Annotated in this window: 4 protein-coding genes; all 4 read right to left on the bottom strand. The window is 54.3% G+C overall.

The genetic code is table 11. The annotated features are described in order from the left end of the window. Window positions 1-32 precede the first annotated feature (32 nt). Window positions 33-956, bottom strand: coding sequence for an ornithine carbamoyltransferase (argF, locus tag Q0362_RS05455; protein ID WP_298120896.1), 924 nt, complete (start codon window positions 954-956; stop codon window positions 33-35). Next, on the bottom strand, window positions 956-1849 hold the full coding sequence (gene argB, locus Q0362_RS05450) for an acetylglutamate kinase (RefSeq protein ID WP_280795286.1): 894 nt from the start codon (window positions 1847-1849) through the stop codon (window positions 956-958). The genes argF and argB overlap by 1 nt, the downstream gene beginning before the upstream one ends. A 16-nt stretch (window positions 1850-1865) precedes the next feature. After that, complete coding sequence (gene argJ, locus Q0362_RS05445; protein WP_298120894.1) at window positions 1866-3035, bottom strand: bifunctional glutamate N-acetyltransferase/amino-acid acetyltransferase ArgJ; 1170 nt, start codon at window positions 3033-3035, stop codon at window positions 1866-1868. Continuing rightward, window positions 3032-3927, bottom strand: an 896-nt coding sequence (gene argC, locus Q0362_RS05440; protein ID WP_298120890.1) for an N-acetyl-gamma-glutamyl-phosphate reductase, incomplete at its 5' end; no start/stop codon positions are given. The genes argJ and argC, both read right to left, overlap by 4 nt.

Below are 3927 nucleotides of genomic sequence, written 5' to 3'. Positions count from 1 at the left end.
AAGTCATGGTTCAATCCTAGGGTTGTCAGGAATTACTTGTGGCGAAGCAGCCAGGTCAACAGAGCTTTCTGAGCATGCAGGCGATTCTCTGCTTCATCCCAAATCACACTCTGCTTACCGTCAATCACATCTGCAGAAACTTCATAGCCACGGTAGGCAGGTAAGCAGTGCAGGAAGATTGCAGCAGCATCCGCCTTGGCCATCAGCGCAGCATCAACTTGGTAAGCACCAAAATCAGCAACACGCTGCGCCTTCTGGTCTTCTTGCCCCATCGACACCCAGGTGTCAGTAACGACAACATCAGCACCATCAACAGCAAGTGCAGCATCCTCAGTCACAGCAACAGAGCCACCGGTTTCCACTGAAATCTCGTCTGCATCGCGAACGATGGCAGGGTCAGGCTGGTAACCAGCGGGGGCAGCAATGCGCACGTGCATTCCGGCAACAGCGCAGGCCAACAAGTACGAGTGCGCCATATTGCTGCTGCCATCACCAACGAATGCCACGGTAAGTCCCGCAAGAGAACCCTTGTGCTCACGAATAGTGAGCAAGTCTGCCAAGAGCTGGCAGGGGTGGAATTCATCGCTCAGAGCATTCACAACAGGAACGGTTGTTCCGGCAGCCATCTCTTCCAAACCAGCTTGAGAGAACGTGCGCCAGACAATCGCACCAACCATGCGCTCCAGGACACGAGCAGTATCTGAAACAGATTCCTTGGCACCAAGTTGGCTGGAACCTGAGTCCATAATCAGCGGAACACCGCCGAGATCAGCAATACCCACAGCAAAGGAGACACGTGTTCGTGTGGAGGTCTTGTCGAAGATGACAGCGACGGTCTGAGGACCTGCAAGTGGCTTTTCACTATAGGGCTGAGCCTTCAGCGCAACAGCGAGATCAAGAATCTCGGTCTGTTCTGCCTGAGTGATGTCATCATCACGAAGGAAATGCTTAGTCATCAGGCCACTACTTCCGTTCCAGAACCGGTCTGGGTAAAGATTTCGAGCAAAATCGAGTGTGGGTTACGGCCATCGATGATGGCAGCCTTGGGCACTCCCCCATCAACAGCTTCCAAACAGGCCGACATCTTCGGGATCATTCCCGATTCCAGCGAAGGCAGCAGTTCACGAAGTTCATCAGCACCGATTTCAGAAACGAGTGAGTCCATGTTGGGCCAATCGCTATAGAGACCAGCAACATCAGTGAGAATCACGAGCTTCGCAGCGCCTAGAGCAACAGCAAGCGAGGCAGCTGCGGCATCAGCATTCACATTGAGTGACTGTCCGGGAGTGTCTTTATCTGGAGCAATAGAGGACACCACAGGAATACGCCCTGCATCGATAAGAGCATGAACTGCTTCTGGGTCAACGGCGACAACGTCACCGACGAGACCCAGGTCAACCATTTCACCATCGATTTCAACACCGCGACGCTCGCCTACAAACAGACCAGCGTCTTCGCCCGAGATGGATGCAGCAAGTGGGCCATGTTCGTTCATGTGGCCAACCAGATCACGCGAGACCTGACCAGTGAGCACCATACGAACCACTTCCATGGCTTCGGGACTGGTGACGCGGTAACCACCACGGAATTCGCTCTCAATGCCCAGACGTTCTAGCATCTTGGTGATCTGTGGGCCACCGCCGTGCACGACAACAGGCTTGATGCCTACTGTGCGCAGGTACACCATGTCTTCGGCGAACGCACGTGTGAGCTCTTCACTCACCATGGCGTTGCCACCGAACTTGACCACAATGATCTGGTCATTGAACTTCTTGAGCCACGTCAGGGACTCAATCAGCGTGGCAGCTTTGATGGTTGCTGCTGCGTCTTCTTCACGCATCTGGGTCATGAGAAATCCTTGTGTTCTAGCTCGCGTACGCGCTGTTTTCGTGCACGTAGTCGTGGGTCAAATCGTTGGTCCAAATAGTGGCGGTTTCGTTACCGCTGTGGAGTTCAATACGAATGTCCACCTCGCGAGGAGTGAGGTCTACCAAGTCACGTGACTGATCAGGCTCCCCCGCAGTACAGACAGCAACACCGTTGAAGCTGACATCAATGTTGTAGGGATCAAACTCAGCAAAAGTAGTACCCACAGCAGCCAGCACACGTCCCCAGTTGGGGTCATTGCCAAAGATGGCTGCTTTGAAAAGATTAGAGCGACTGACAGCTCGAGCCACGTCGACAGCATCCTGCTCTGACGCAGCACCAGAAACGGTGATGTGGATGTTGTGGCTCGCGCCTTCTGCATCCTTCTGGAGCTGAATAGCGAGATCTCGGCACAACTGCGTCAAACGAGCAGTGAATTCAGAAAGCTCAGGCTCCACCCCAGAAGCACCAGAGGCCATGAGGGTGACTTGGTCGTTAGTTGACATGCAGCCATCTGAGTCAAGACGGTCAAAAGTGACACGAGTTGATGCACGAAGGGCAGTGTCGAGCTGTTCGCTCGAAAGTACAGCATCCGTCGTGATAACAACGAGCATGGTGGCAAGTCCTGGTGCGAGCATGCCGGCACCCTTGGCCATTCCACCGATGGTGTATCCAGCTCCGGTAGAAACAGACATCTTGGGAACGGAATCAGTGGTCATGATGGCGTGAGCGGCATCAATACCTGCTTGTTCACTGGTTCCAGCCTCAGAAAGTACTTCAAGGCCTGAATCCCAGACGCCAGTCTTGAGCTTGTCCAGGTCGAGTTGTTCGCCAATCAGACCAGTGGAACACACCAGCACATCACCAGCGGAGACCTCAAGACGCTCTGCAACAGCTTCTGCTGTTGCGTGCGTAGTTTGGAATCCACGAGCACCGGTGTAGCAATTAGCACCACCCGAGTTCAAGACAATGGCTTCCACTTGCGCGTCTGCCATGACTTGCTGGCTCCACAGAATTGGGTTCGCCTTACAGCGGTTCGACGTGAACACAGCAGCCACAGACTTCAACGGTCCCAGGTTTCGCACCATGGCGAAATCCTTCTTACCGGTGGACTTCAGTCCACACACAACACCTGCGGCACTAAAGCCGGCTGCAGCGGTCACACTCACGGTGCAACTCCATTCGTGGTCAAACCAGTGGTTTCGGGAATACCTAGAGCAATGTTGGCGGACTGAATAGCAGCTCCCGCAGTTCCCTTGGTCAGGTTGTCGAGGGCACTGATGACAACGACGCGACCGGCGTTTTCATCAAGAGCAAGACCAATCAGGCACGTGTTCGCACCCACTGTGTCTGCGGTACGAGGGAACTGACCGAGTGGCAGGACCTGAACAAAAGGCTCATTCGCATACGCAGCGCTCCACGCAGCGTGAAGCTTCTCTAGTGTCGCTCCGGGCTTGATGCGCGCGGTAGTTGTGGCCAAAATGCCACGAGACATGGGCACCAGCACTGGAGTCATGGAGACAGAAACCTCAGCAGCACCTGCCTTGCGCAAGTTCTGAGCAATCTCTGGAGTGTGACGGTGAACACCACCGACGGCATACGCAGAAGCGGATCCCATGATTTCACTGGCCAACAGGTCAACCTTGAGGCTCTTTCCTGCGCCAGAAGGGCCAACAGAAAGCACAGAAACGATATCCACGGCATCAATGAGTTCAGCTTGAACACCAGGAGCAATAGCTAACGAGATAGCAGAAGCATTGCAGCCGGGGGCGGCAATGCGCTTAGTTCCAGCAAGGAATTCACGCTGCGAACCAGAAGAAAGGGGAAGTTCTGGGATGCCATAGGTCCAGGCTGAGTTGAACTCACCGCCATAAAAAGCGGCCCAGTCTTCTTCGTCTTCAAGACGGTGATCTGCACCACAATCAATGACGAGTGTGTCAGAACTGAGTTGTGCGGCGAGCGCACCAGAGGAGCCGTGAGGCAAGGCCAAGAAGACAACATCATGACCAGCAAGAATCTCAGCTGTGGTGTCTTTGAGCACAAGGTCGCCGTAGCTGCGCA

The organism is uncultured Aurantimicrobium sp., assembly GCF_936931525.1.
In the GTDB taxonomy this organism is placed as follows: Bacteria; Actinomycetota; Actinomycetes; order Actinomycetales; family Microbacteriaceae; genus Aurantimicrobium.
This window is presented reverse-complemented; position numbering and strand designations above follow the sequence as displayed.